The following is a 24,868-nucleotide window of genomic DNA, read 5'->3' on the forward strand; positions in this document are numbered from 1 at the left end:
CTTTTACAGCCCAGTATTTCTAAGGCTTTCCTTGTTTCTTTCACTTCGTTACCTCTTGGGGCAACAGAGAGAATTATATCATGTATGACGATTTAAGTCAACAAGATTTTTAATTATTTTATTGTTATTTTTAGCTCATTTTCTGGCCATATAAAAACAATAAACGGAGAAGGAGGGATTTGAACCCTCGCACCGCGTAAACGATCTATACCCTTAGCAGGGGCACCTCTTCAGCCACTTGAGTACTTCTCCAAACTGAATTGTCTTTTTCAAGTATAATATCATAATCTACTTGAAGTATTTAATTGTAATAAACGCAATGTTTCACAGGCGCAAAAGTAATTATACTAAAGCAATGGACGCATGTCAATACATTTTACTAAGTTTTTTACTTTAATAAAAGTATCGCTAAAACCTTATAAATCAAGGCTTTTTTGTATTCTAGACATATATCTATATATGGTAGGAGACACTAAGTGTTTGTACTATATATAGAAGAAAACAAGATATTGTATACATACAATATCTTGTTTTCTTTATTGTCTTATTTGGTTAAAGTATCATAATATTGAATTATAAATGTAAATCTATCGTTGACCTTTGTCGTAAGGTTCACCTGCAGCTTTTGGACCAACCGCCTTATTACTAAATATAACCAAGGCTATAATGGTCAGTATATATGGTAAAGATTTAAAATACTCCATTGGTAATTTTGACAAAAAGCTAATGCTAGTTGAGTAAATACTAAGAATCTGTGAAAATCCAAAGAATAAACTTGCACCTAAAAGACCAAGTGGTTTCCACTTACCAAATATCAATGCCGCAAGAGCAATGAATCCCGTACCATGAACACTCATAATCGTAAATTGTGTGTCTTGGGTCAGTACCATAACACCACCACCTAGTCCTGCAAGACATCCTGATAGAATGACACCGATATATCGCATCTTATAGACACTGATACCCATACTGTCAACCGCATGAGGGTGTTCCCCCGTTGCTCTTAATCTAAGTCCAAAAGGGGTCTTATAGAGAAAATACCAACTAATCACTACCAATAATAAGGCTAAAAATACAGTCGGGTACATATTTGTAAAAAAGATCTTACCAATAATAGGAATATCACTTAATCCACTATAAGTATTTTTGATAAAACCTTGTCTAAAGGTTTCCGTTCTTTGTTGTCCGAATATAACCTGTGCCAAATAGATGGTCAAACCACCTGCCAATATATTTATGGCTGTACCTGATATAACCTGATCACTGCTTAGATGTATGCTCAAATATGCATGTATAACAGATATAAGACCTCCTGCCAAAGCACCAATCATCAAAGATATCCATGGCGCAAAGCTGGTTGTTCCTTCCAAAAATACTATGGTTGTTGCTGCTGTAAATCCACCGATCATCATCATACCTTCAAGGGCGATATTAACAACACCACTACGTTCTGAAAACATCCCACCAATCGCTGTAATAATAATAGGTGTTGAATATATTAACGTCAAAGCCAACATCGAGTAAAGTATATCCATATTACTTTGCCCCCTTTATACGTTTTAGAATAATCTTAATACCATTTTGCATCGCAACAAACAGTATGATTGTCGAACTGATGATAATAGCAATGTCTCTAGGTATACCACTGGATTGCATAACCGGTTGTGCCGCACTGAGAGATCCAAATAGTAAGCCTCCAAACAACGAACCAAAAGCAGTATTACCACCTACTAGAGCCACGGCTATACCATCAAATCCATAATTTTCAAAACTTCCAAGCACTCTACCATATCCAAAAGTACCAATAGCAATAACCGTTCCAGCTAAACCGGAAAATGCACCTGCAATGGCCATAGACAATGCTGCATTACGTTCAACTTTCATACCTGCATATTTGGCTGCATGTGGGTTATAGCCAACCGCTTTTAATTCATAACCGAAGGTCGTTTTTTCAATGATATACCAGAATATGAAAATGGCTATCGCAATAAGGATAAAGCCCCAATGTAATCTGGATTTATTGGTCATCTCAATTAAAAAATCACTTTTCAAAGTGGCGCCAGCAGGTAGTGGCATGGATTTTACATTATCACTACCTGGCAACTGTTTTAAATAGTAATTGGTTAAATACAAGGCCGTATAATTCATCATGATGGTAACTACAACCTCATGTACGTTAAATTTGGCCTTAAGTATACCTGGTACAAATCCCCATATAGCACCCGCTAAAGTACCGGAAAGAATAACCACCGGTAATAATACAAATCCAGGAAGATCTAAAGTTACACCTACTGCCACAGAAGCAAAAGAACCAACTAAAAGTTGTCCTTCAGCACCAATATTGAACAAACCTGTTCTAAAAGCAAACGCTACAGAAAGACCTGTCAGTATGATTGGCATTGCTGAAACAAAATACTCGCCAATATACCTAGCATTAAAAATACTTTTTCCACTGCCTATGCGACTGATATCAATTCCAAGAACCCCTCTAATTAAAGAAGTGAATAATTGAATTGGATTTTGTCCTGTTAGGATTAGGATAATTGATCCAACAAAGAAACCTAAAAAAATGGCAATTGCAGGAATGACAAACTTATGATTCTTCTCATTTGTGATGAAATCGATAAATTTCTTCATATCTAATCAACTTTCCCCTTTCTTGAACCGGCCATCATCAAACCAAGTTCGTTCTCATTTGTATGACTTGCATCAACAATACCAACAATCTCGCCTTCATATATAACTGCAATACGGTCGGATAGATTTAAGACTTCTTCCATTTCTAAAGACATGAGTAAAACCGCTTTTCCACTATCTCGTTCTTTAACCAGACGTTGGTGAATATATTCTATAGCACCTACATCTAAGCCTCTTGTTGGCTGCGCTGCTATCAAAAGCCTTGGAGAACGTTCCACTTCTCTAGCAATAATGGCTTTTTGTTGATTGCCTCCGGACATGGATCTAGCACTTGTAATACTCCCTTGTCCACTTCGGATATCGAATTCTTCAATTAAAATATCTGAGTGCTTTCGAATAGCTTCTGGCTGTAAGATGCCTTTTTTTGACAATGGCTCTTGAAAATAACTTTGAAGGGCCATATTTTCTTCTAATGAAAAATCTAATACCAAACCATATTTATGTCGGTCTTCAGGAATGTGTCCAATGCCTTTAAGAGTTCTATTTCTAACAGAATCATGAGCAATATCTATACCGTCAAATAAAATCTTACCGGATTCGATTTTTGAAAGCCCTGTAATACCTTTGATAAGCTCGGATTGTCCATTACCGTCAATACCCGCCACGCATAATATTTCTCCGGCTTTAACCTCAAGATTCAGGTTTTTGACCGCCATGAGGTTTCTTGTATTCTTAATATTAAGGTTTTCAATTTTTAGAACAATATCTGAAGGTGTAGCTGGTTCTTTATCTACTTCAAAACTAACTTCACGTCCAACCATCATCTCAGCCATCTCTTCTTCAGTTGTCTCTGAAACCTTAACGGTTCCAATGTATCGACCTCTTCTTAGTACCGTACAATGGTCTGCTACCATGGATATCTCTTTTAACTTATGGGTAATGAGTACAATAGATTTGCCTTCTTTGACCAATTCACGCATAATGCTCATTAATTCTTTAATTTCTTGTGGTGTTAAAACTGCCGTTGGTTCGTCAAAAATTAAGATTTCTGCATTTCTATATAGCATCTTTAAAATCTCTACTCTTTGTTGCATGCCAACGGTAATGTCTTCAATTTTAGAATGGGGATCTACTTTCAAGCCGTACTTTTGGCTAATTTCAATTACCTTTTTAGCCGCTTTATCAATATCAATACGTCCAAAAGATTTAGTAGGCTCTAACCCTAAAATGATGTTTTCAGTTACTGTGAAATTGTGAACAAGCTTAAAATGTTGATGTACCATACCAATACCATGCTTATTCGCCACATTTGGATTGCTGATATCAACTTCTTTACCATGAATTTTTATTATTCCTTTTTCTGCTTGATATAATCCAAATAATACACTCATTAAGGTTGATTTTCCAGCACCATTCTCTCCGAGCAACGCATGAATTTCTCCTTTTTCAACCCGTAAGGTTACATCATCATTTGCTTTTATGCCTGGAAATTCTTTAGTGATATTCAGCATTTCAACTACGTATTCCATAACACATCTCCTGTCTAATTTTTAATAACTATATTAAGACAAACTACATCATAATACCTACCTACTTAATTTTGACCCTATAACCGTTATTACATCTGTAACTTAAAGTTGTAAAAACCTTTTTGTTTCAAGTGTTTGCCATAAGTAACAAATTCTTCCTCTGTCATAATAGCCTCACCAATACATGCCTCTTGCGCTCTTTTTAATCCTGTGACATGGGCTCTTATAAGTCTATAAGGTACCTTAGGATAAATTTTTAAACGCTCAACCACCTGATTTAGCGTATTCAACTGGTCCATATGCTCATTTAATAGCACAGTCCTAACCTCAATGACTTTATCCATAGCAAGTAACTTTTCTAGATTTTTTAAATGAATCTGACCTTTCACACCACATAGATGTTCAATATTATCAATGGCTTTGATATCCAGCAAAAACCCATCAACACTATTAATGAATGGTAATATTGCCTCAAAGTCAAAAAAGCCGTTAGAGTCAATATATACAGTTAAGCCGCACTTTTTAATTTTTTGTGCCAACTCCGCTAGAAAATCAGCATAAAGGGTAGGCTCACCACCGGAAAAAGTTACACCTCGAATGTATGGACGATAATCTTCTATTCTAACCATTAAATCATCTATTGTATAAGCTTTTGCCTTTGGCGTTGATTGATAAGGACATACCATTATACAACTATCACATTGACAACATAGACTTTCTTCATATATAACAAGATCCGATTGAAGACTTAATGCATTACTAGGACAATGTTTAACACAGATCCCACAATGTCTGCATATTTGAATCGTCTCACTATTATGGCAATAGAAGCAACTTAGCTGACAGCCTTGTACAAAAATACTACATCGGTTACCTTCTCCATCTACATTTGAAAAAGGTATAATCTGATTTATTAAGATCTTCTGATTCACTTATAAGTCCTCGTTTGTCTGTTAAAAACATTTGCATTATTATTGGTACCACTGCCAAATATATCCGTGTCTCTTAAAACGACTTCATTATTATTAAATCGCTCAACATCACTTCGTTTTACTAGATAACCGGTTACTCTAATCAAATCAGAGTTCTGTAAATACGTGGTTATATAGCGGTAACCTTCAGAAAATGCACCTTGGATAATATCAAGAAGCGCATCTAAGTGGTTCAAATAGGTTTGATCAAATGCAAACAAGTCGCCGGTTCCAGATTTGAAATATTTATGAAAAGATGCCGATTGGTTTAAATGAAGCGGTAATACAGGCTCTTGGCCAACTTTGATACGATGTGCCGGAGTATTGTCCTTATCTTCTGGGCTTAAGTCTGCGCCTACTTGTGCGTGAAGTAGATAATGGCCGTCTGTTCTTTGAAGATAGGGTGCTTCATGTTGACTTACAATCTGCTCAAGTGTAGATAAAATCATGTGACCAATTTCATCCCCTCGTATTGATTGTCCAAAAGTTTCTTCACTATTTTCCAGCCTTAATAAGTGATTAACCGCATCCGCTAATCCTACTATGCCAAACATTGCCGTAAAATTATCCTGACTGATAAAACCTTCCTTTGTTAAGAAGGTCGTTTCAAAGAAATTGCTTTTTTCAACCATATATTTGACCCTTTTATCCATCATTGTTGCCATTTTTTGAGCAACTTTAGGCAAAATATCTTCAATAAAATGATGCGTAGAATCTGCTTTCTTTGCCATCGTACCGAGTCTTAATCTTAGTAGTGTGTAGGCACCACCCGCTAAAGGCAGGGCATTATAACAACTGACAATCCCATGATTACCAACATCTTTTTGGTACATGACTTGATTACTAAAGGATGGTTTTGCCGCAAGCAAACATGTTTTTACTGCTTCAAGGGCAAAATCTTTTGATGTCAACTGGACATCATAAAGTAGCGTTAAGTTTGGCGTCGGATTCTGTAGTTCAACCACAGCTTTTAGTATCAAATAACCAGCTCGGGTCTCAGATGGACCAATATTTCCATGACAAAAAGAATCGACAATGGTCTTATCGATGTGATTCAAGAATCTTTTTATTTTAATATAATCAGAAGCCTCATCACGAATGAAAGGATCTATAAGTTGATCTAACCTGCCTATATAAACAGGAAAGGATGTGATGGATGGTACATGACTATAAAGAATTAAGAGTCCGTCAAGGAGTGTATCTAAGTCTGTCGGCGGCTTTATGTCAAGAAAATCACAGCCGTTTTTAACAAATACGTCATAATCAGGAACAATGTACCTAGGTCTATAGGGTAAATAGCCTTCATTAAGGTCACAAATCATGTCATTTTCAATATAAATCATTTCTTCTTCTGTGTAACCCAATGACTCTCTTGGATCTACAAGTCTTTCTCCAATATTTGCCATTGAAAATAATTTTTGTTGATATGTCATATTGATTGCAGAAGCTGTTGATGCCAGATCATTAAGAACGGATCTCATATTTTCACCTCGTCATCTTCAAGATAATATATTATATGGATTGTTACAACGGCATGATGACCATCACCACTTAGCTTTAAGTAGCAATGGTCATCATGCTGTAGGGCATGATGATTGAAGATAAAAAGCCAAGACTAAATCGTCTTGGCTTTAAAAAGTAAATGAACTATTTTAAACGATTTGGTAATACTGGTACTTCAATCTCACCAGCAACAACTTTACCTTCATATGCTTTAACTTCTTCCACAACTGCATCCGTTAGATTTGGATTAGATTCTGGAATACCAACACCTTGGTTTGTTAAGTCAAATACTAGGATTCCGCCACCTGGGAATTCACCATTTAAAGTCATTTCAGCAACATCATAAGCTGCTACGTCAACACGCTTCATCATGGATGTTAAAACAGCTGACTTGTCGCCTTCATAGATACCATCATCATATTGGTCTTTATCAATACCAATCGCCCAAACATCTTCTCCGTTTGTACGACGGTCTTTAGCTTCTTTGATGAGTCCGTTTCCTGTACCACCGGCTGCATGGAAAATAATATAAGCACCTTGATCATACATTTTTGCTGCTAATGTCTGGCCAATTTGAGCATTTGAGAAGTCACCAGCATATTCAACTAATACAGTCATATTAGGATCAACTGCTTCAACGCCTGCTTCAAATCCTGCTTCAAACTTTTGAATCAAGTCAAAGTCCATACCGCCAATAAAACCGACTGTATCTTTTCCAGCTTCTTGAGCCGTTAATGCTGCTGCAACACCAACAAGGAATGACCCTTGTTCTTCAGCAAATACTGCACTGGCAACATTAGGTTTGTCCGCAATTACCATGTCAATAATCAAGTATTTTTGATCAGGGAAATTCGTTGCAACTTCTGTTAAAGCACCTTCAAATAAAAAGCCTGGTGCTATGATAAGGTCCATCTCTTCGTCTGAGAAGTTTGAGAGATTTGGAACATAATCTGCATCCGAATCCGATTGAAGATATTTTGTTTGAGCACCTGTTGCAGTTGCAAATTCAAGGATACCTTCCCAAGTACCTTGGTTGAAGGATTTGTCATCAATACCACCAACGTCAGTTACAAGACCTACTGTAAAATCTACAGGTTCTTCTTCTGGTGTTTCTTCTGGTGTTTCTTCTGTTGTTTCAGTCACTGGATCTGTTGTAACCTCTGGTTCATCTTTTGCGCAACCTGTTACAAGAGCCAATGATAAAATCATTGCTAGAGCGAGTACGATTGTTAATAATTTCTTAAACATAATTGACCTCCCTTTTTTTAAATGCATTTTATTTTTACATATATAACCAAACCGGTATGCTTCTATAAAAGACTTATTTATATCTGATTGTCTATAATAGAGATGCATGTTTAATCCGGCTATATAATTGGAACACATAATTATTCTTCATAATATTACTTTGTATATCATCTTTGTAAATGATTCCTACAAATGATTCTAAGAAACATCTAGTATTAGTATAATTTAACTTGTAAGTTGATACAACATAATATGTCCTATGCATGTAATTATTTGAATACTTACCTGACATTTGTTATTTTATATTTCTCTTTTTCAGACTTGTATAAATTATGACCATCACTATCAATAACGACAATGCATGGGAAATCTTTAACAATAAGTCTTCTTAAGGCTTCTGTTCCCAAGTCATTATAGGCAATAATTTCTGACGACACAATTCTGTCTGCAATCAATGCAGCAGCACCGCCAACTGCAGCAAAGTATACTGCTTTATTTTTAATTATGGCTTGTATCACTGCTTCGTTTCTATCTCCTTTACCAATCATACCACTAAGTCCAGAATCTAGCAACTTCGGCGTATAAGCATCCATACGATAGCTTGTGGTTGGTCCGGCCGATCCAATAATCTCACCTGGTTTATTTGGAGATGGCCCTACATAATAAATGATTGCATCTTTAATATCAAAAGGCAAGTCTTCGCCTCTTTCCATTTGTTCTACCATTCTTTTATGCCCTGCATCTCTTGATGTATAGACTTCTCCGGAAATTAATACTTCATCGCCAGCTTTTAGTTTAACACTTGTTGCTTTATCTAAAGGTGCTGTTACTTTTATTTTCATAGGACCTCCTATATGGTTCTTTTTGCGTGACGTGTTACATGACAACCAATATTGACTGCCACAGGAAGCCCAGCAATATGTGTCGGAAAGACTTCTATATGAATCCCAAGTGCGGTTGTTCTACCACCAAGTCCTTGAGGTCCAATACCCAACCGATTAATGCTTTCTAATAGTTCAATTTCTAGGGCCTTGACATAAGGAATAGTCGAGTGTTCACCTACATCTCTTAATAAAGCTTTTTTTGACAAAAAAGCTGCTTTTTCAAAAGATCCACCAATGCCCACACCAATGACCATAGGTGGACATGCATTTCCACCTGCTAAATCTACCGTTGAAATAATTGCTTCTTTAGCACCTTCTATGCCATCTGAAGGTTTTAGCATATGAATACGGCTCATATTTTCACTTCCAAATCCTTTTGGCGCTACTTCTACAATCAACTTATCACCCTTTACAATATCATAATGAATGATAGCAGGTGTATTATCACCAGTATTCACTCTATCAAATGGATCTCTCACAATGGATTTTCTAAGAAAACCTTCATCATAGCCTTGTCTAACACCTTCTTGTACTGCTTCTTCCAGTAATCCACCTTCAAAGTATATTTCCTGACCAATGGTCAAGAATATAATCGCCATCCCTGTATCTTGACATATGGGCATTTTTTTCCTACTTGCAATATCTGCATTTTGAATGATTTGATCTAAAATACTAGACCCTATTGGGGATTCTTCGGTCTTCTTACTCTTTATGAGCGCATCTCTTATATCCTCGTTACAATAATAGTTTGCTTCCATACATAGTTCTTTTACTGTCTTTGTTATAACCTCTACATTAATTTTTCTCATTATTGATCTCCTTATATAATGCCTACTTATCTCCTATTTTAAAGCCAAATCCTAAAATGGTCAAACAAGAAAAGAAGCTTTGCTTCGTTATGAGCTTTGCTCATATTTCTGAACGGTTCGATAGGAAAGGTCTTTGACGTATTCTGCCATGTTTCAAGGCTGAATACTATAGTATGACTTTCCTTGAGAACAAGAAAAGAAGCTTTGCTTCGTTATGAGCTTTGCTCATATTTCTGAACGATTCGTAAGGAAACTTCCTTGATAGTTTACATAGCATTGTCTTTCCTAGAGAAAAAAAGCAATCTAAATGCAGATTGCTTTTTTTGTTATTTTTCTTTTAGAACTTTACTAAATAACGTCATTATTTGGTCAAATTCATCTTCTTTAATATAAGCTTGTGGCTCTATCCTTTTATTTGTATGAATTAATATACCAAGCTGTTGTGCTTTTAATAATGACTCTCTAGCCCAACTACTAATTTTAGTATGGTCTTGATATTGGTTTAACTGATCCTGCCCATTTACTGAAATCTTAGGAAACTTCTTTTCATAGGCTTTAATAAGTATGATATATGCTTGTTCCTTTGTAATGTTTATTAAAGGTCTAAAACTCTGATCCGGAAAACCGGATATTAAGTTTTCTTGACTTGCTGTATATATATAGATGCTTTCAGTAGAGTTTATATCAACATCTTTGAATTCAAGCTTTAATGGTTCTTGTAGTGTGAAGCCTAAAAGTTGGTTCTTTAAAACTTTTTCAACAAAGAGTGCTCTCGTCAAATATCTGCTATCTGTTGCTTTTGCAACACTACTCGTTGTCGTGAATTCAATTGTCTCGTTAACATACTTTAAAGATCCATTATCCAATCGTAAGATAAAGCTTACTTTCGCTTGATACGTTATATTTTGATCATAAGCTTCAAGTGGGAGTAATGTTATGGTGTTTTTTAATTGATGAAAATCTGCTGGTAATACAACTCTATGACTTACCGTTTTGCCATTATCCTTTCTTACAATAGAACTTTTCAGAGATGTTACTTTCTCAATAGGATTTCCATAATATGTTACCGTAATTGGTAAACCAAAACTACCATTCGTAGTTGTATTCTTATAGATCAGTGCGTGTGAATCGCCTTGCCACTTTAATGGGACATTTTTTAATCCATCATAAGGATAGATGACCAATTGATCTTCAGTGCGGACACTACCACCCAATAAATATGTAAAATAATTATTTTCTTTATTCATACCAATGTCTAAATATTGATTGTCTAACAACACAATTCTAGTCACGGGATCATAAATTAACTGATTATAGCCTTCCATGTAATTATTCAAGTCTTTTTTTATAAATTCATAGACATATGCTTTATTATATTTATAAAAGTTTGCTCTGTCCCATGGGTATCGACCTCTAAAATAGAGTTTTCCTGCTTGTTCCATACTGGTTAATGTTTTATTATGATTCATATATTTAGAATGCGTCAGAGCCATTTCTTTTAGCGTAGTATTGACTCTAAGTGGTCTTAAAGACATATATTCCCTTGAGATATTTATGGCATTAACGGTTCTTTCGATCTCATCAGCATCATTACTTGATTGATAATCAATGGTGCTTGCATATGCCATACTATCCATAGCTATTATAAGTATTAGCAGTAATATAACTAATCGTTTCATGATATTGCCATCTCCTAACTCAAATTATACTTTTCCATACTACTTATTATATCAAATGTTAATGTCAGCCTCATTACAATGATATTAAAGATATGCGTCAAGATGATGTTTTGATTTTTTTAGTATAACGTAAAAATTCCTTTATAGAAAAACTATAAAGGAATTTTTACGTTAATATACTGTTATTCTAATTTGTTATATTACCATCATCAACTATTTCTGATTCTATTATATCCGCTTCATTAAAATCATTTTTAAGTTCATCATCAATGACAACTTTGATTCTTGCAATACTTGCTATTTGAATATCTTTTTTGAAATTCATCAATTTCACGCCTGAAGTGATTCGACCAAGTCTAGAAACATCACCAACACGAATTCTAATTACAATGCCTTCTGTGGTTATGATGATCATTTCATCACCTTTTCTAACCGCTTTCATACCTAAGACATTACCAGAACGTTCGCTGATTTTATAGAACTTAACACCCTTACCGCCTCTATGCTGAGCGGTGAACTGTTCCATCTTGGTTCTCTTACCAAGTCCACCTTCTGAAACAATGAGTAAATCCGTTCCTTGAGATATGAGTTGCATACCTATGACTTCGTCACCTTCATTTAGATTCATACCTCTAACACCCTGGGAGGTTCTTCCTGTTATACGCACATCTTTTTCATCAAATCGAATACACTGACCGTATTTTGTTCCAAGAATAATTTCCTCGTTATCATTGGTCAATTTTACCTCAATAAGATTATCTTCATCCTTAAGTCCAATTGCAATTAAGCCATTTTGTCTTATATTCTGATATTCCATAATGGATGATTTCTTAATAACACCTTTTTTTGTCGCCATAACAATATAGGTATCATCCTCATAGGATTTCAAAGGAATAACAGCTGTTATTTTTTCACCTGGATCAAGTTGCAATAGATTAACAATAGCTGTTCCTCTTGCTGTTCTTCCTGATTCAGGAATTTCATAAGCTTTTAGACGATAGGCTTTGCCTTTGTTCGTAAAAAATAGTAAGTAATGATGTGTGGATGTAAGGAAAATATCTTTTACAAAGTCATCTTCCATGGTTTTCATACCTTTAATACCTTTTCCTCCACGATTCTGACTTTTATAAGTATCCGTAGGCATACGCTTTACATAGCCTAAGCGCGTCATAGTAATAACTGTATTTTCCTTCTTAATGAGATCTTCCATATCGATTTCAGAAGAATCATAGGTTAATTCAGTTCTTCTTGGATCTGCATACTTTTCTTTTATAATCAGGATTTCCTCTTTTATCTTTTGATAAAGTAGTTTTTCATCTGCAAGTAAGGCTTTTAATTCTTTAATTGTTTCTTGAAGTTCATTAAACTCAGCTTCAAGTTTTTCTCTTTCAAGACCTGTTAAAGCTCTAAGTCTTAAATCAACAATGGCTTGTGACTGTACTTCTGAAAAACCAAACCTCTCCATCAAATTTAATTTCGCATCTGCTGTTGAATTAGAGGCACGGATAACCTTAATGACTTCATCAATGAAATCAAGGGCTTTTAGCAAACCTTCAAGTATGTGCGCGCGCTCTTCAGCTTTCTTTAGATCATATTTGGTTCTTCTGGTAACTACTTCTACCTGGTGGTTTAAATAATGCTCAAGTACCTCTTTTAGATTAAGAACTTTTGGCTCATTATTAACAAGTGCAAGCATATTAATCCCAAAAGAGTCCTGTAACTGAGTATGCTTATAAAGCTGATTTAATACAACATTTGGATTGGCATCACGCTTTAATTCAACAACCACATGCATACCGTTTCTGTCTGATTCATCCCTTAGATCCGATATACCATCCATTTTTTTCTCTTTTACAAGATCGGCAATCTTTTCAATAAGCTTTGCCTTATTGACCTGATAGGGTAGTTCCGTAATAACAATTCTATTTTTTCCACCAGACATGGCTTCAATATTAGCTACGGCTCTTACTTTTACTATACCTCTACCCGTTCTATATGCTTGTTCAATACCTTGCGTACCCAGTATAATACCCGACGTTGGAAAATCCGGTCCTTTGATGACTTCTAATATCTCGTCAATATCCGTATCTCTATCTTCTATAACTCTATTGTCAATAATTCTAGTAACACCATCAATAACTTCCCCAAGATTATGAGGTGGTATATTGGTTGCCATACCTACAGCAATACCGGATGCGCCATTAACCAATAAATTAGGAAATCTGGCGGGTAATACCAAAGGTTGTTTTAAAGATTCATCAAAGTTTGGACCAAAATCCACGGTATCTTTACCAATATCCGCTAATAATTCCATAGCGATTTTACTCATTCTAGCTTCTGTATAACGCATTGCAGCTGCACTATCCCCATCGACGGATCCATAATTACCATGACCATCTACAAGCATATATCTGTAAGAAAAGTCTTGTGCCATTCTAACCATGGTCTCGTATATGGAACTGTCACCATGAGGGTGATACTTACCCATAGTATCACCTACAATACGAGCTGATTTTCTATATGGCTTATCCGGTGTGAGATTTAACTCACTCATAGAATATAGTATACGTCGCTGTACTGGCTTTAGACCATCTCTAACATCCGGTAGAGCTCTTGATGCAATAACACTCATCGCATAGTCAATATATGATTTTTTCATTTCATCTTGAAGATCTACCGATATGATTTTATCAATTTGATTGTTATCATCCATTCATGTTTCCTCCATAACTGGTTTCTATTATATAATGCTTTATATATCTAAATTCTTTACATGTTTTGCATGACTTTCAATAAATGCTCTTCTTGGTTCAACTTTATCACCCATGAGTGTTGTAAAAATTTCATCTGCCGAAGCTGCATCATCTATATCTACCCTAAGTAATATTCTATGATCAGGATCCATTGTTGTATCCCACAACTGGTTAGCATCCATTTCCCCCAAACCTTTATAACGCTGTAACACAATACCATCTCGACCAATCTCTTCTAATAATTTATCAAGGGCTCTTTCGTTGTAGACGTATTGACCTTTTTTATTTTTTGTAACTTTAAACAAAGGTGGCTGTGCAATATACACTTTACCTGTTTCTATGAGTTCTGGCATATACCTATAGAAAAAAGTCAATAACAAAGTACGTATGTGAGCACCATCCACATCCGCATCCGTCATAATTATAATCTTATGGTACCTTAACTTATCTAAGTTAAACTCTTCTGAAATACCTGTACCAAAAGCTGTAATCATGGCTCTTATCTCATTATTTGCCAGTATCTTATCAAGTCTTGCTTTTTCAACATTCAGTATCTTACCTCTAAGCGGTAGTATTGCTTGTGTTTGTCTAGATCTTGCTGATTTGGCTGAACCACCTGCTGAATCACCTTCGACAATATATATTTCACAGTTTCTTGGATCCTTATCTGAACAGTCCGCTAATTTACCTGGTAATGACGTATTCTCAAGTGCTGTTTTTCTTCTGGTCAAATCCCTGGCTTTTCTAGCAGCTTCTCTTGCTCTATTTGCTAATATGGATTTTTCCAATATAATTTTTGCCACATGAGGATTTTGTTCAAGGAAATAAGTGAGTTTTTCTGATAAAACATCATTAACTGCAGTTCTAGCTTCACTGTTCCCTAGTTTTTGTTTTGTTTGCCCTTCAAACTGAGGATCCGTTACTTTTATGCTGATAACACATGTTATACCTTCTCTAATATCTTCTCCAGAGAGATTTTTTTCATTATCCTTTAACATTTTACTATTTCTAGCATAATCATTCATGGTTTTCGTTAAAGCATTTCTAAAGCCCGTTAAATGCGTACCACCTTCAGGGGTATTGATATTATTAACAAAGCTAAATACATTCTCAACATAGGAATCATTATGTTGAAAAGCCACTTCCACATAAACATCATCAACGGTTCCTTCAGCATATATTATTTCTTCATAAAGTTTATTCTTATGACGATTTCTATAAGCTACAAATTCCTTTATACCACCTTCATAATGGAATTCTTGCTTTTTCTCTTCACCTTCTCTAAGATCTTCTATACTAATTTTTAGACCCTTAGTCAAAAAAGCCATTTCTTGAATTCTTTGTTTTAAGGTATCAAAATCATAAACCAATTCTTCGAATATTTCACCATCCGGTTTGAAATGAATATAGGTACCATGTTTTTTTGTGGTGCCAGTTACAGTTAAAGGCGTAATAACTTCGCCACGTTCAAATCTTTGTGAAAAAATTTCTCCCTTTTGATAAACAGTAACTTCTAGCCACTCAGACAAAGCGTTGACGACGGATGCACCAACACCATGTAGACCACCTGAAACCTTATAACTACCACCACCAAATTTACCACCTGCATGAAGAACGGTAAAAACTACTTCAACAGCGGATACACCTTTTTCATGCATACCCGTAGGTATACCTTCACCATTATCAAGAACCGATATGGAGTTGTCTTTATGTATGACAACATCAATTTTATCACATCGATCTGCTAAAGCTTCATCTACAGCATTATCTACTATTTCATACACCAAATGGTGCAAACCTCTTGATGATGTACTACCGATATACATACCTGGTCGTTTTCTAACTGCTTCCAAACCTTCAAGTATTTGTATCTGTGTAGCATCATATTCTTGATTTATGTTCATGAATGACCTCCTAAATTCGTGCAACAGAAAAAATGCACATCTTATTAATTATATATGAGTCCTAGCACTTATGCAAATCTGACTCATTGATTACTTTTGCATCTTTAATTTGATATAATTGGTAGCCATTTAACTCTTTCTTTATAAAATCATCTATACCTGTACACGTGATGAACGTTTGTATATCTTTCAGATGCTCAATCAAATAATGTTGTCTTTGATGATCAAGTTCAGACAGTACATCATCAAGTAAAAGTATGGGTGCATGATTCACTTGCTTCTTAATGAGCTCTATTTCTGATAATTTCAAAGCCAAAGCAGCTGTTCTTTGCTGACCTTGTGATCCATATATACGAATATCAATTTTATTAATATCAAAGCGAATATCATCTCTATGTGGACCTACTGTTGTCGTTCCTTTTTTTAAATCACCGGTTCTAGCAGCTGCTAATTTTACTTTGTAGTCTTCTACATCGACATCATTTTCATAAACCATATCTAAGGTCTCTTTTTTCCCGGAGAGATGTAAATGCTTTTCATACAGTATCGGCTTTAAATCCTCAATGAAATTTTTGCGCATTTCAATAATGGTCGTTCCATATTTTACCAACTGATCATCCCAAACGTCTAAGAGACTTTGCATGTCTAACCTATTATGATTATTTTTTAATAATTGATTTCTTTGCTTTAATACTTTGTGATAATGACTTAAATAATACATATATAAAGGTTTAAGTTGACTTAACTCAAGATCAATAAACCTTCTTCTATCCTTAGGACCATTTTTAATTAAACCTAAATCTTCTGGAGAAAACATAATGATATTAATCAATCCAAATAGTTCATTGAGTTTTTTTATAGGATTCTTATTAATGGCAATATTTTTTTTACCTATTTTTTTTAAATGCACATCTACGGTTTCAATTATATCATTTTTTTCAAAAACCATATAGACATGTGCATCTTTTTCATTGATTCGAATCAATTCCTTATCTTTACTTAATCGATGAGACTTGGAAGTTGCACATAAATAGATGGCTTCTATAAGATTTGTCTTACCTTGAGCATTATCACCATATATAATATTAATCCCTGGATCAAAATCAATGGCAGCTTCCTGATAGTTCCTATAATTATTTAATTCCAAGTGTCTTATGTACATGAAATTCACCTCAAGAAGTTACCCATTTTTATTAAACTGCATGGATACAAGTTTAATCAACGTATTTGACAAGTATTGAATCATAACCAGATACTTCAATCTCATCACCATCTCTTACTTTTTTTCCTCTTTGATATTCTATTTGACCATTATATTTTACTTCACCATTAAGGATCATGATCTTAGCATGTACCCCTGAATCTGCAATACCTGCTAATTTTAACAGTGCTCCCAACTTTATAAATTCCGTATTAATAATAATTTCTTTCATCTCGTCACCCATTCAATCTAATTGGCAATATTAAGTATTTATAGTCTTCACCTTCTACTTGTCGAACAATACAAGGATTCAATGCATTGGTAAACTGCATACATATTTCTTCATCTTCGATTGCCTTGAGTGCATCTAAAAGATATTTAGGATTAAAAGCAATATCAATAGGCTGGCCTTCTCTTACAATCATCAATTCTTCATGGACATTACCAAGTTCCGTATTTGAAGTAATCAATAATGTATCCTCTTTTATCTCAAATTTGACAGGACTTTTTTTACTTTCCCTAGCAATCAAAGCCGCTCTCTCAATGCTCATCATCAATTCCTTACGATTCACAGTAATCAGTGTTTCATAATCACCAGAAAAAAGATTTGCATATTTGGGGTACTCCCCTTCTAGTAATCTAGATACAACGATACTATCTTCAAGCTCAAATAGGACATGTTTATCTGTAAAATAAATAGATAACATATCAGCCTCATCACTAGATAGTATTTTACTTATTTCACTCAAAGTTTTTCCAGGTACAACCACAGCAGTATCACTAAAATCATCCATAAATTCTACTTTTCTTATAGATATTCTATAACCATCCATTGATATAATACTTAATGCATTATCTTTGATTTCAATCAACTCACCTGTCAATATAGGCTTAATTTCTTTTATCGCAATACTAAACAAGGTTTGATGGATCATATCCTTCAAAACACTTTGCTTTATGGAGATACTTGTATCTTTCGTTACTTGAGGCAATTGAATAAATTCAGTACCGGGTTGACCCGGTATATTAAATATAGATTTTTGACAAATAATGGTGGTCATATTACTTTCATCGACTGTAATATCTACCATGGCATCTGGCAATTTCTTTACTATTTCCGAGAATATTCTTGCATCAATGGCTACGCTTCCTGACTCAATGATATTTGCCTTTACATGACTTTCGATACCGATTTCTAAATCATTGCTAATTAACTTGAATTCATTTTGTGTTGTTTGAAGAAGTATACATTGAAGGATGGGCAAAGTCGTTCGAGTTGAAACAGCTTTAAGGGATGTATTAACGCCATTAAGCAAGTCATTTTTATGACAATTAATTTTCATGATGTGATTAACTCCTCTCCTGTGCAAAAGATAAAATATATGATTTTTTATAGTAATGATAGTAGTAAGGGGTGTGAATATGTGTATAAGTACTCTAAGCCTATGGAAAACAAGGTTTTTTAAAGCTTAACAACCCTGTGTACAGATAAAAAAGTTATTCTTTTTCATCCACAAGCTCATAGTTGTTATGTAACCGTCAACAGCCAATACATGAGTTTACAGATATGTTATACACAGGTGCTAAAACTAAGTTTTGATAAAAGCATATCAAATACATATTGAGAAGGTTCAATTATATCGTTTAGACACTTTAATCATTATTTTCCTGTGATTTTTTTTGTCAGGATATCAATTGTATTTTTTAGAGTCATATCCGTAACAAGTTCAGTTTTAATTTTTTCATACCCATGAAGCACGGTGGTATGGTCTCTCCGACCTATTTCTTCGCCAACTTTTGGTAATGACATATCGGTCAATTTACGACATAGGTACATAACAATTTGCCTTGGATAGGCAATTTCTCTTGGTCTTTTTTTAGATATGATATCAGCTGGTGTAACATTATAATGTTCAGATACAATCTCTAGAATAATTTTAAATGTTACTTTTGTATCCTCTTGTGGAGAGATTAAGTCTTTTAAAGCTGCTTCAGCCATCTCTTTTGTAATTTCTTTTGGCAATAGAAGCCTGGAATAAGCCAAAATTTTGTTTACAGCGCCTTCAAGTTCTCTAATGTTGGATTTAACATTATTTGCAACATACTGCATAACATCATCTGGAAGATCCAGATTTTCAATTTCAGCTTTTTTTCTTAATATTGCAACCCTAGTTTCAAAATCAGGGGCTTGAATATCAGCAATTAAACCCCATTCAAACCTTGATCTAAGACGTTCTTCTAAGGTTTCAATTTCTTTAGGTGGTCGATCAGAACAAATAATAATCTGCTTTTTTGCTTCATATAAAGTATTAAAAGTATGGAAAAATTCTTCTTGCGTTCTCTCTTTTCCGGCAATGAATTGAATATCATCGACAAGGAGTACGTCAATACTGCGGTATTTTTTTCTAAATTCCTCATTTTTATCATCTCTAATTGAATTGATCAGTTCGTTGGTGAATTTTTCAGATGAAACGTAAAGAACATTTGCTTTAGAATCATCATCCAATATGAAATGAGCGATCGAATGCATTAAGTGTGTTTTACCCAAACCAACGCCACCATAAATAAATAGTGGATTGTAGGCCTCAGCAGGTGCTTCTGCAACTGCCAATGAAGCTGCATGCGCAAACTTGTTGTTATTACCTACAACAAAAGTGTCAAAAGTATACCTAGCATTTAAGTTCTTTTGATCACTGGTGTTGTTGTTTGAAAAGCCAATCAAATTGTTATTTGAATTTGTTTTTGTATCAAAATCTAAACTTTGATTAGGTAATACAAATTGTATATCATAGACTTTTCCCATGACTTCATTAATTGCAATTTGAATGGATTTATAGTATTTTTTTTCAATGACATTTTTAGCCATTTGATCGTCTGCTTCCAGAACGATAAGGTCACCCATGACTTTTACGGGTTCTAGTTTTTCTAAAAATGTTTTGTAAGATATAATGGATATATCCGATTCGTATCTTAAAAGATTTTTTATGTCATCCCACTTGTTGATAATTGGATGATCCATTAAAATACCCCCTTTTATAGTATAGTATAGTAGTAGTAGGCTTTTTTCTCTTAATATATTAGTATGTTGGTTTTGACACCTTAACCATGTTTAAAAGATATATAACTTGTAGACATTAGTTTAATCATGTCACTGGAGATCTCCAATGACATGATTAAACTAAGTACGCAATACGGATTTTATTAGTATTGGCTCACAACTGTTAATAACTTTTTATTAATAATAAAGGAAGATCTCTTTAAAAAATTAAAGTAGAGTTCTATCCAATGAGATGAAGTCTAGTATATATAATACTCTATCAATTGAAGGATTTCAATTGAAGTTTTTGATAGAAAAAGGTTATAAATGTGTATGAATGAATAAAAAAAACTGTGGATAGTGTGTATAATTAATTTAAATATATGTTATACACATCATACACTCATAATTTATCAAAATTGTTAGTAGGTCCAATTAAAAGGGTTTTGGTAGATAATTGAAATATTAATAAACAGAGTATTTTAATTAAAACATGGCTTTATCCACATAAATATAAGAAGATGTGGATAAACAGATTTAAACAAGTTATCCACAATCTCTCTTTTAAACAGCCCTTTTATGTGGATAAACTAAATAAAAAATATTTAAGGTTTTTTTTTCTTGACTCTTAAGACTTTTGTGACTATAATTGAAATGGTGCTTTTGAAGCAACTTTTTTTTAACAAATTAATCAAAGTCATTAATTTGATATAGCTTTTACGAATTATATAAGGAGGTGCATATCAATGAAAAGAACTTATCAGCCAAAAAAGAGACAGAGAAGTAGAGAACACGGTTTTAGAAAAAGAATGAAAAATAAGAGCGGTAGAAATGTTTTAGCTAGAAGAAGAGCTAAAGGCAGAAAGCAATTGTCAGCATAGGCCGCATTTATGTGGCCTTTTATTCTTATACTCAATTATGAGTGAAAAAATAATTGCATTAAAAAACAAAGAATTTGTAAAAGTTTATCAAACTGGAAATTCAAAAGCCAACAAACTTTTAATTATGTATGTGGTCAAGAAAAATGAAAATGGTAATAGACTTGGTATTTCTGTAAGCAAAAAAGTAGGCAATAGTGTGATTAGACATCGTGTTAAAAGACTTATAAAGGAAGCCTATAGATTGAATATAAAGTCTTTTGGCTTAGGTTATGATATTGTAATTATTGCAAGAAGTACAGCAAAAGATAAGAGCTATAAAGAAATTGAAAGTGCCTTGATACACTTGGTAAAATTAAATAAAATATTAGTACTTTAAAATCCTACTATAATTCGATATAATAGGATTAATTCGTTTATTTGAGAAAAGATGGTATAATGAAAAGAATTGCAATTAGTATCGTTCTTTTTTATAGAAAATTCATATCTCCTCTGACAAAATCCAGTTGTATATACATACCGACTTGTTCGATGTATGCTTTGGAGGCTCTTGAAAAATATGGGTTTTTTAAGGGAAGCTATTTGTCTATCAAAAGGATATTACGATGTCATCCTTTTGCAAAAGGTGGTTTTGATCCACTTAAATAAAAGAATCGTGTTAAGCATTTTTTGGTAACTATAATTAGGAGGATTCATTCATGTTTTTAGATCACATGGTTTTACTCACTCAGAACACAACTTTTATAATTGGACCAATTGCTCAGTTATTCGGTATTATTATGGATACAATTTATAATATTTTCAGTAATATGGGTATTAAATCATTAGGTATTAGTATTATCGTATTTACATTGATTGTTAGAACCTTAATGTTACCTCTTGCATTTAAACAACAAAAATCCATGCAGGAAATGCAAAAAATTCAACCTGAATTAAAAAAAATTCAAGATAAATATAAAAACAAAAAAGACCCAGAGTCACAACAAAAATTTCAAATGGAAATGAACCAACTTTATAAAGAACATGGTGTAAGTCCTTTTGGTGGATGTTTACCTGTTTTGGTACAGTTTCCAATTATTATTGCTTTGTTTCAAGTACTTAGAAATCTTCCGGCTTATATTAAAAGTGTCGGTCTAATATATGAAGATATTGTACGTATTGTTTTACCTGTTGAAGGTTCAGAAGGTATTTTGACACAATGGGCCAGTGAAGTCATGGTTAAGAATTTTGATATTACGAACGTGCAAATGGCAATAGATGTGTTGGCAAAATTCAGTTCAGAACAATGGACAATTTTTATTGATCAATTTAACTCAGTAGCACATCTTATAACGCCTAGTTTAGAAAAAATCACAGAAATGTATATGTTCCTAGGAATTAATTTGGCAGACAAACCAAACTTGATGTCTATTGGCGTTTTACTACCATTATTAAATGTTGTGGTACAATTCATGGTTATGAAGTCAAGTACAGCATCGGCTTCAGCAGAACAAAACTCAACACAGAAATCCATGTTATATACTATGCCTCTTATTACGGCATTCTTCGTGTCAACAATGCCTGCTGGATTAGGTTTATATTGGTTGGCAAGTAGTATTTTCCAATGGGCACAGCAAGTGGTCATTAATAGTCATTTAAAGGATAAAGAGAAAAAATAGGAGGGATTGGTCTTCATGAGGTATGTTGAAAAACAGGCAAAAACTGTAGAAGACGCTATAACAGAAGCACTGGTTGAAATGGGCGCTACGAGTGATCAAGTTACAGTAGAAGTTATTGAAAAAGGACCAAGCGGTTTAATGAGCATTTTTAGTAGTAAGCTAGCAAAAGTCCGAGTATATAAGAAAATTAATGTTGAACAAGTTGCCTATGATTTTTTAGAAGAAGTATTTCAAAAAATGAATATTGAGGTTAGTATTCAAGTGTCTTTGGATGAACATAACAATATGACTATTGATTTAAGTGGACCTAGTATGGGTGTTTTGATTGGTAAGAGAGGGCAAACACTTGACTCCTTGCAATATTTAGTCAGTTTGGTTGTTAACAAAGAAGCGGATAGCTATATGCGTGTTAAGTTAGATACTGAGAACTATAGGGATCGACGTAAAGAAACCTTGGAGACTCTAGCTAAGAACTTAGCACACAAAGTAAAAATTACTAAAAAGAAATTTATATTAGAACCTATGAATCCTTATGAGCGACGTATTATCCATTCAACATTACAAAATAATAAAAATGTTGAAACACATAGTGAAGGTGATGAACCTTATAGAAAAGTAGTTATAACACCATCATTGAAAAACGCACATAAGCCAAAAGAGTCTGTTGGGCCAAAAACCACGCATAAGAGAGTTGCAAAGAAGCAATGATGTATACAGAAATAAAACCCATGCTAAGGCATGGGTTTTATTAGATAAGGAGTTTAATATGTTGACGGATACCATTTGTTCCATAGCAACAGCTTTATCCCCGTCAGGAATTGGAATAATTCGTGTTAGTGGTGATAATAGTATATCAATCGTAAATAAAATTTTTAAATCTGTTCATAAAGGTTTGAAACTTAATCAAGTAAAGACGCATACCATTCATTATGGACATATTATAATGCCAAATACAGAAGAAATTATTGATGAAGTTATGGTATCTGTAATGAAGGGTCCACATAGCTTCACGCGTGAAGATGTTGTAGAAATCAATTGTCATGGTGGTATAATGGTGCTAGAGAATGTTTTAAAGCTTGTCTTAACCATGGGTGCTAGGCTTTCCGAACCAGGTGAATTTACAAAAAGGGCATTTATGAATGGTCGTATTGATTTATCCCAAGCTGAGGCAGTTATTGATATCATTAATTCTAAAACTCAATTATCATTAAAATCATCCGTTAATCAGCTTAATGGACAATTGAGCAATAAAATGGATATGATCAAGAATCAGTTAATTCATTTGATAGCACATATAGAGGCTTCCATCGATTACCCTGAGTATGATATTGAAGCACTTAATCAGGACAAAGTAAAATTGGATATTGAAAAAATTATCAAAGATATTTATGAATTAATGCGAACCTATGATAGTGGAAAACTCATTAGAGAAGGTATAAGTACAGCAATAATAGGTAAGCCGAATGTAGGTAAGTCATCTCTTCTTAATGCGATGTTGAAAGAGGAAAGGGCGATTGTAACAGATATTCCCGGAACAACAAGAGATGTGCTTGAAGAATATATGAATATTCATGGTATACCTTTAAAACTAGTAGATACTGCAGGTATAAGAGTTACAGATGATCAAATAGAAAAAATAGGTGTTCAAAGATCAAAGTCGAAGTTAGAGGAAGCCGACTTGATTATCTTCGTACTAGATGCTTCTAGAGCCTTAGATGAAGAAGATTTACACATTATTGAACTTATCAAAGATAGAGAAGTTATTTGCTTGTTTAATAAAATGGATTTGGATGAAAAAATTGATCGAAAGAGTATTGAGGGTGTATTAGATCATGGTTATATGATTGATATATCCGCTAAAAATGTTGAAGGAATTGATGCGCTAGAGCATGCCATTAAGGATATGTTTTATCTTGGTGAAATTGATGTGAATAATGATCTATACATCACAAATGTAAGGCACAAGAATGCACTAGAAAAAGCTTTAATTAGCTTAAATGAAGTTTTGGAGTCGATTAATAATAAGATGCCTGAGGATTGTTGGTCGATAGATCTAAAAAATGCCTATGAAAATATAGGTATTATTACAGGTGACACAGTTAATGAAGATATGATAAAAGAAATATTCAGTCGTTTTTGTTTGGGCAAATAGTCTTTTACCATTGATTAGATAGGAG

General features: G+C 34.0%; 21 protein-coding genes and 1 tRNA gene. 6 read left to right on the forward strand and 16 right to left on the reverse strand.

Annotated features, from left to right (window positions below; translation table 11 throughout):
• Positions 1–164: 164 nt before the first annotated feature.
• The 16 genes from PATL70BA_RS08660 to dnaA all read right to left on the reverse strand — a co-directional run bounded on the left by PATL70BA_RS08660 (position 165) and on the right by dnaA (position 20,137).
• Positions 165–252, reverse strand: a tRNA-Ser gene (locus PATL70BA_RS08660).
• 335 nt (positions 253–587) lie between these two features.
• Positions 588–1,535: an ABC transporter permease gene (locus PATL70BA_RS08665; RefSeq protein ID WP_125136991.1), complete on the reverse strand. Its 948-nt coding sequence runs from the start codon at positions 1,533–1,535 to the stop codon at positions 588–590.
• 1 nt (position 1,536) lies between these two features.
• Positions 1,537–2,637 carry an ABC transporter permease gene (locus PATL70BA_RS08670; protein WP_125136992.1) on the reverse strand — a complete coding sequence of 367 codons (1,101 nt, stop codon included), beginning with the start codon at positions 2,635–2,637 and terminating at the stop codon, positions 1,537–1,539.
• Between the two features lie 2 nt (positions 2,638–2,639).
• Complete coding sequence (locus PATL70BA_RS08675; RefSeq protein ID WP_125136993.1) at positions 2,640–4,166, reverse strand: ABC transporter ATP-binding protein; 1,527 nt, start codon at positions 4,164–4,166, stop codon at positions 2,640–2,642.
• Positions 4,167–4,255: 89 nt separating this feature from the next.
• Entirely contained in the window at positions 4,256–5,098 is an 843-nt protein-coding gene (locus PATL70BA_RS08680) for a YjjW family glycine radical enzyme activase (protein WP_125136994.1), read from the reverse strand.
• The gene (locus PATL70BA_RS08685) at positions 5,095–6,618 is read right to left on the reverse strand and encodes a YjjI family glycine radical enzyme (RefSeq protein WP_125136995.1); all 1,524 of its coding nucleotides are present in this window, start codon (positions 6,616–6,618) and stop codon (positions 5,095–5,097) included. Before PATL70BA_RS08685 ends, PATL70BA_RS08680 begins: the two co-directional genes overlap by 4 nt.
• Before the next feature lie 166 nt (positions 6,619–6,784).
• Positions 6,785–7,888, reverse strand: coding sequence for a BMP family lipoprotein (locus PATL70BA_RS08690; protein WP_125136996.1), 1,104 nt, complete (start codon positions 7,886–7,888; stop codon positions 6,785–6,787).
• Between the two features lie 281 nt (positions 7,889–8,169).
• The gene (locus tag PATL70BA_RS08695; RefSeq protein WP_125136997.1) at positions 8,170–8,730 is read right to left on the reverse strand and encodes a Fe-S-containing hydro-lyase; all 561 of its coding nucleotides are present in this window, start codon (positions 8,728–8,730) and stop codon (positions 8,170–8,172) included.
• Between the two features lie 8 nt (positions 8,731–8,738).
• Positions 8,739–9,584, reverse strand: coding sequence for a fumarate hydratase (locus PATL70BA_RS08700; RefSeq protein WP_334295033.1), 846 nt, complete (start codon positions 9,582–9,584; stop codon positions 8,739–8,741).
• A gap of 323 nt (positions 9,585–9,907) precedes the next feature.
• The gene (locus tag PATL70BA_RS08705; protein WP_125136999.1) at positions 9,908–11,260 is read right to left on the reverse strand and encodes a CAP and S-layer homology domain-containing protein; all 1,353 of its coding nucleotides are present in this window, start codon (positions 11,258–11,260) and stop codon (positions 9,908–9,910) included.
• Between the two features lie 187 nt (positions 11,261–11,447).
• Entirely contained in the window at positions 11,448–13,973 is a 2,526-nt protein-coding gene (gyrA, locus tag PATL70BA_RS08710) for a DNA gyrase subunit A (RefSeq protein WP_125137000.1), read from the reverse strand.
• A 39-nt stretch (positions 13,974–14,012) separates the two neighbouring features.
• Positions 14,013–15,917, reverse strand: a complete 1,905-nt coding sequence (gene gyrB, locus PATL70BA_RS08715) for a DNA topoisomerase (ATP-hydrolyzing) subunit B (protein ID WP_125137001.1) — start codon at positions 15,915–15,917, stop codon at positions 14,013–14,015.
• 61 nt (positions 15,918–15,978) lie between these two features.
• Positions 15,979–17,079, reverse strand: a complete 1,101-nt coding sequence (gene recF / locus PATL70BA_RS08720; RefSeq protein ID WP_125137002.1) for a DNA replication/repair protein RecF — start codon at positions 17,077–17,079, stop codon at positions 15,979–15,981.
• A gap of 52 nt (positions 17,080–17,131) precedes the next feature.
• A complete protein-coding gene (locus PATL70BA_RS08725) occupies positions 17,132–17,362 on the reverse strand; it encodes an RNA-binding S4 domain-containing protein (protein ID WP_330509771.1) in 231 nt (76 codons plus the stop codon).
• Complete coding sequence (dnaN, locus tag PATL70BA_RS08730; protein ID WP_125137004.1) at positions 17,355–18,461, reverse strand: DNA polymerase III subunit beta; 1,107 nt, start codon at positions 18,459–18,461, stop codon at positions 17,355–17,357. The genes PATL70BA_RS08725 and dnaN overlap by 8 nt, the downstream gene beginning before the upstream one ends.
• 317 nt (positions 18,462–18,778) lie before the next feature.
• Entirely contained in the window at positions 18,779–20,137 is a 1,359-nt protein-coding gene (dnaA, locus tag PATL70BA_RS08735) for a chromosomal replication initiator protein DnaA (protein ID WP_125137005.1), read from the reverse strand.
• A 764-nt stretch (positions 20,138–20,901) separates the two neighbouring features.
• On the opposite strand from dnaA, the gene rpmH reads away from it, so the two are divergent.
• From rpmH to mnmE, 6 genes are read left to right on the forward strand one after another with little or no spacing between them, the layout of a single operon-like run.
• On the forward strand, positions 20,902–21,036 hold the full coding sequence (gene rpmH, locus PATL70BA_RS08740; RefSeq protein ID WP_125137006.1) for a 50S ribosomal protein L34: 135 nt from the start codon (positions 20,902–20,904) through the stop codon (positions 21,034–21,036).
• 37 nt (positions 21,037–21,073) lie between these two features.
• Positions 21,074–21,412, forward strand: a complete 339-nt coding sequence (gene rnpA, locus PATL70BA_RS08745; RefSeq protein WP_125137007.1) for a ribonuclease P protein component — start codon at positions 21,074–21,076, stop codon at positions 21,410–21,412.
• Positions 21,413–21,471: 59 nt separating this feature from the next.
• Complete coding sequence (yidD, locus tag PATL70BA_RS08750; protein WP_125137008.1) at positions 21,472–21,681, forward strand: membrane protein insertion efficiency factor YidD; 210 nt, start codon at positions 21,472–21,474, stop codon at positions 21,679–21,681.
• A gap of 50 nt (positions 21,682–21,731) precedes the next feature.
• Positions 21,732–22,691 (forward strand): YidC/Oxa1 family membrane protein insertase, encoded by a 960-nt coding sequence (locus PATL70BA_RS08755; RefSeq protein ID WP_125137009.1) that lies wholly within the window; start codon positions 21,732–21,734, stop codon positions 22,689–22,691.
• A 15-nt stretch (positions 22,692–22,706) separates the two neighbouring features.
• A complete protein-coding gene (gene jag / locus PATL70BA_RS08760; protein WP_125137010.1) occupies positions 22,707–23,399 on the forward strand; it encodes an RNA-binding cell elongation regulator Jag/EloR in 693 nt (230 codons plus the stop codon).
• 58 nt (positions 23,400–23,457) lie between these two features.
• Entirely contained in the window at positions 23,458–24,843 is a 1,386-nt protein-coding gene (gene mnmE / locus PATL70BA_RS08765) for a tRNA uridine-5-carboxymethylaminomethyl(34) synthesis GTPase MnmE (protein ID WP_125137011.1), read from the forward strand.
• Positions 24,844–24,868: the final 25 nt, after the last annotated feature.

It is taken from the genome of Petrocella atlantisensis (genome assembly GCF_900538275.1).
GTDB classification, from domain to species: Bacteria; Bacillota; Clostridia; order Lachnospirales; family Vallitaleaceae; genus Petrocella; species Petrocella atlantisensis.